We start from the raw sequence: 3,143 nt of genomic DNA, 5'->3' as shown, positions 1-3,143 counted from the left end.
CCCTAACCTCGGTCTTTCATCAAGCCTCTGAGCATTGCGGTTGAGTCTGGGTTCTGAGTGGGCTGGGTCGTGACGGTGTGATGCGGGCATGCGGCAGGCCCGGCGCGGTGGCCGGGTGCTCCAGGAGTCCTCGGGGTCGTGGTCGGGCGGCATCGCGAAGCGGCTGGTCAGCAGATGGCCGGACGGGGCAGCGCGGCCAGGCGGGCGAAGGCGGTGACGAGGTCCCGGGCCCAGGGCCAGTGTTCGGCGATCCGCAGCCAGGTCCGTCTGCCGCCGCGGGTGATGCGAGCGGCGGTGTGCAACAGTCGGTAGCGCAGTCGCTTGGGCTCGGCCTTGGCCAGTTCGCCGTCAAGGAGCAGGATCTGGGTCCAGGCGATGAGGTCGATGCCGGCCAGGGCGAGTTCCAGCCAGGCGGCGTTAATGTTCGCCTGGCGCGACGGAAAGCGGCCGAACCCGGTGTCCTTGCCGCACCGGATGCGGTCCTCGACGCGGGCGTGGGCGCGGTGGCGGGCGTCGATGAAGGCCAGAGGTCCGGTGCTGGGAGGGCTGTCGGTGGCAATGAGCTGGTGTCGGAAGCCTTCGACGGTGTCGAACAGATCCAGGGCAGCGCCGGGGTGCGGGCGTTCTCGCCGCACGATGAAGCGGGTGCCTTCGGGAAACCCGGCGGCGTCGAGCAGACCGGTCAGCTCGGCGACCTGCGCGCCGTCACGGGGTTCGTCGTCGGCGTCAATCGCGGCCGCCCACGCGGAGGCCGGCAGTGCGCTGATGGCGTCACGGACCTCGGCGTCGATGGGGGCGCCGACGGAGAACCGGGCGTCCACCCCGTCGGCGCGCAGTGCCCTGATGTGTGCCAGGAACGCTTTGGTGCAGCTGGCGGTGTCGGTGCGGACCAGGATCGGGACCCCATACCGCCGGTCGTCGGGGATCTGGGCAAGCGCGTGGTCCAGGACGGTGATGTGGTCGGCGGCGGTGTTGGACCCAGCCCGCCCGGGGCGCAGGATCCCAGCCAACCCCTCGCCAGTGTTGTCCAGGAAGGCCAGGATCGGGTGATAGCCGAAGGTCTTCTTCCAAGTCGGTGTCGCCTGCTCCTTCTCCGAGTGACAGATCACGATGGTGGCGTCGATGTCCACCACCAGCCCCGGTATCACCCGCCCAGCGGCTTTGGCCTGCGGGAACTTCTCACGGGTGTCGGCATGCTGCGCCCAGGCGATCTCGCGGGCCGCAGCTCTGGCCGCCCGCATCCGGCCCAGGGCCGCCCCGTCGATTCGGTTCAGCACCCGCCATGCCGTGGCCGGGGAGGCCACCGGCCCGAACAGCTCGGCCTGGTCCCGCAGCACGGCGAGATCCGAGATGGTCTCGCCACCATCGGCGAGCATCACCGCCATGTCCGTGATCACCTGGCCCGGATCGTGGCCGCCGGTGCGCTGTCGTCCTCCGGCCAGCGCGTCACCGAAGGCACTGGTCAGCGCGGTCACCTCCGCCAGATCGGCCAGCAGCCGGGCCCCGGCATGCGAAACGACACCTCGCCCGTCGGACGTTACGGACAGCCTCGAACGAGACGTTGTAGAGCTCACGTGAAACTGCTCCCGGCTGCGGCGCTTTGATCCTCAACAAATCGGATCATCGCAGCTCAGGGTGCACTTCTGCGTTCCGGTATCAAGATCCAGACTTACTCGGTGAGACTGGTCGAGATCGAGCAGGCCCACGCCTGACCCGCGCCGCTGATCCGCCCGGCCCTGCTGCGCGATCGGCAAGGTGTTGAAATCCGAATGATGCGAAAGGAACAGGGGCGCTAGCGTGCGCGTATGGATCTTGAACCTGGAAAGACCGTGCCCGCCGTTCCCGTTCCTCTCGATGCCGAACTCCAGGTCGCTTATGACGCCTACCTGGCGGAGGAACCGGACTTGGCGCCGATGAGCCTCGAGAAGCTGTCGGTGATCCGCGCGGAGGTCGACGCCGCAGTGGCGGCGCTCGAGGACCTCAGCCATGGCGGGCGCTTCACCGTCTTCCAGCCTTCGGTGCCCGGCCTGGACGGCGCCCCCGAGATCCCGCTGCTGGTGTGCACACCCTCCGGCGCGCCCGCATCGCGGCCGGCGCTCTACTTCATACACGGTGGCGGCTTCTACTGTAGCGATCACCGCACCGGGCTCGACCAGATACTCGAGACGGCCGAGCGGTTCGGGGCCACGCTGATCTCGGTCGGCTACCGGCTCGCGCCCGAGCACCCCTACCCCGCCCAGATCAACGACGCCTACGCCGGTCTGCTGTGGGTCGCCGACCACGCGGACGAGCTCGGCATCGACTCGGAACGCATCGTCGTCACGGGCTTCAGCGCCGGCGGCGCCCTCAGCGCCGCGCTCGCTTTGACCGTGCGCGACAAGGGCGGTCCCCGCCTGCTCGGCCAGCTGCTGATTGCCCCGCTGCTCGACGACCGCAACGACAGCGCCTCGGCCCTGCAGATGGACGACGTCGAACTCTTCGACCGCAGCCGCAACGGGTTCGCCTGGAGCTCGCTGCTCGGCGACGCCCAGGGCGAAGCTGACGTGCCGCAGTACGCTGCGCCCGCCCGCGCCACCGACCTGGCCGGGCTGCCGCCCACATTCCTCGACGTCGGCTCCGCCGAGTGCCTGCGCGATGAGATCCTCGCCTACGCCGACCGGATCTGGCAGGCCGGCGGCGAAGCCGAGCTGCACGTGTGGCCCGGCGGAATCCACGGTTTCGACCGGAAAGCCCCCGAGGCGCGGATCAGCAAGGCCGCTGTCGCGGCACGCCGCAACTGGCTGGAGCACCTTCTCGCCACCAACTGACGGTCTCCTCCGGCGGTAGTCGGCCGCGGGATGGACAACGTGCCGGCCAGGCGTCCCGTAGCAACGAGGTCGAGGAACCTTGCGACGGAACTCAGGCGGATAGCTGCGTGACACGGAGCCCTCCCAAGGTTCTGGACCAACAAGTGTCCAGCATCCCGGCTCCGTCAAACCCCGAGCGCATTAGACGGCCTCGAACGAGACGTTGTGGAGTTCACGTGGCAAGTGCTCCCAGCTGCGATGCTTTGATCTTCGACAAGTCGGATCATCACAGCTCAGGGAGCACTTCTGCGTTCCGACATCAAGATCCGGACTTGCCTGGTGAACGCGTCAGGCTAA

Annotated in this window: 2 protein-coding genes; one reads left to right on the top strand and one right to left on the bottom strand. The window is 68.5% G+C overall.

All coding sequences use genetic code 11. From position 1 onward, the window contains the following. Nucleotides 1-167: 167 nt before the first annotated feature. Nucleotides 168-1,574, bottom strand: a complete 1,407-nt coding sequence (locus AQJ27_RS49845; protein WP_067385456.1) for an IS1380 family transposase — start codon at nucleotides 1,572-1,574, stop codon at nucleotides 168-170. Nucleotides 1,575-1,805: 231 nt separating this feature from the next. Here AQJ27_RS49845 and AQJ27_RS49840 point away from each other — a divergent pair, with 231 nt between their 5' ends. Then, on the top strand, nucleotides 1,806-2,807 hold the full coding sequence (locus AQJ27_RS49840; RefSeq protein WP_067385454.1) for an alpha/beta hydrolase: 1,002 nt from the start codon (nucleotides 1,806-1,808) through the stop codon (nucleotides 2,805-2,807). Nucleotides 2,808-3,143: the final 336 nt, after the last annotated feature.

Source organism: Streptomyces olivochromogenes (assembly GCF_001514115.1).
In the GTDB taxonomy this organism is placed as follows: Bacteria; Actinomycetota; Actinomycetes; order Streptomycetales; family Streptomycetaceae; genus Streptomyces; species Streptomyces olivochromogenes.
Note: the sequence above shows the minus strand (reverse complement) of the source record. Positions and strands in the feature narration are given on the sequence as shown.

Excerpts from the sequence above, each read along its gene's own strand:
- AQJ27_RS49840 (WP_067385454.1), top strand. The coding sequence starts at position 1,806 with ATGGATCTTGAACCTGGAAAGACCGTGCCCGCCGTTCCCGTTCCTCTC.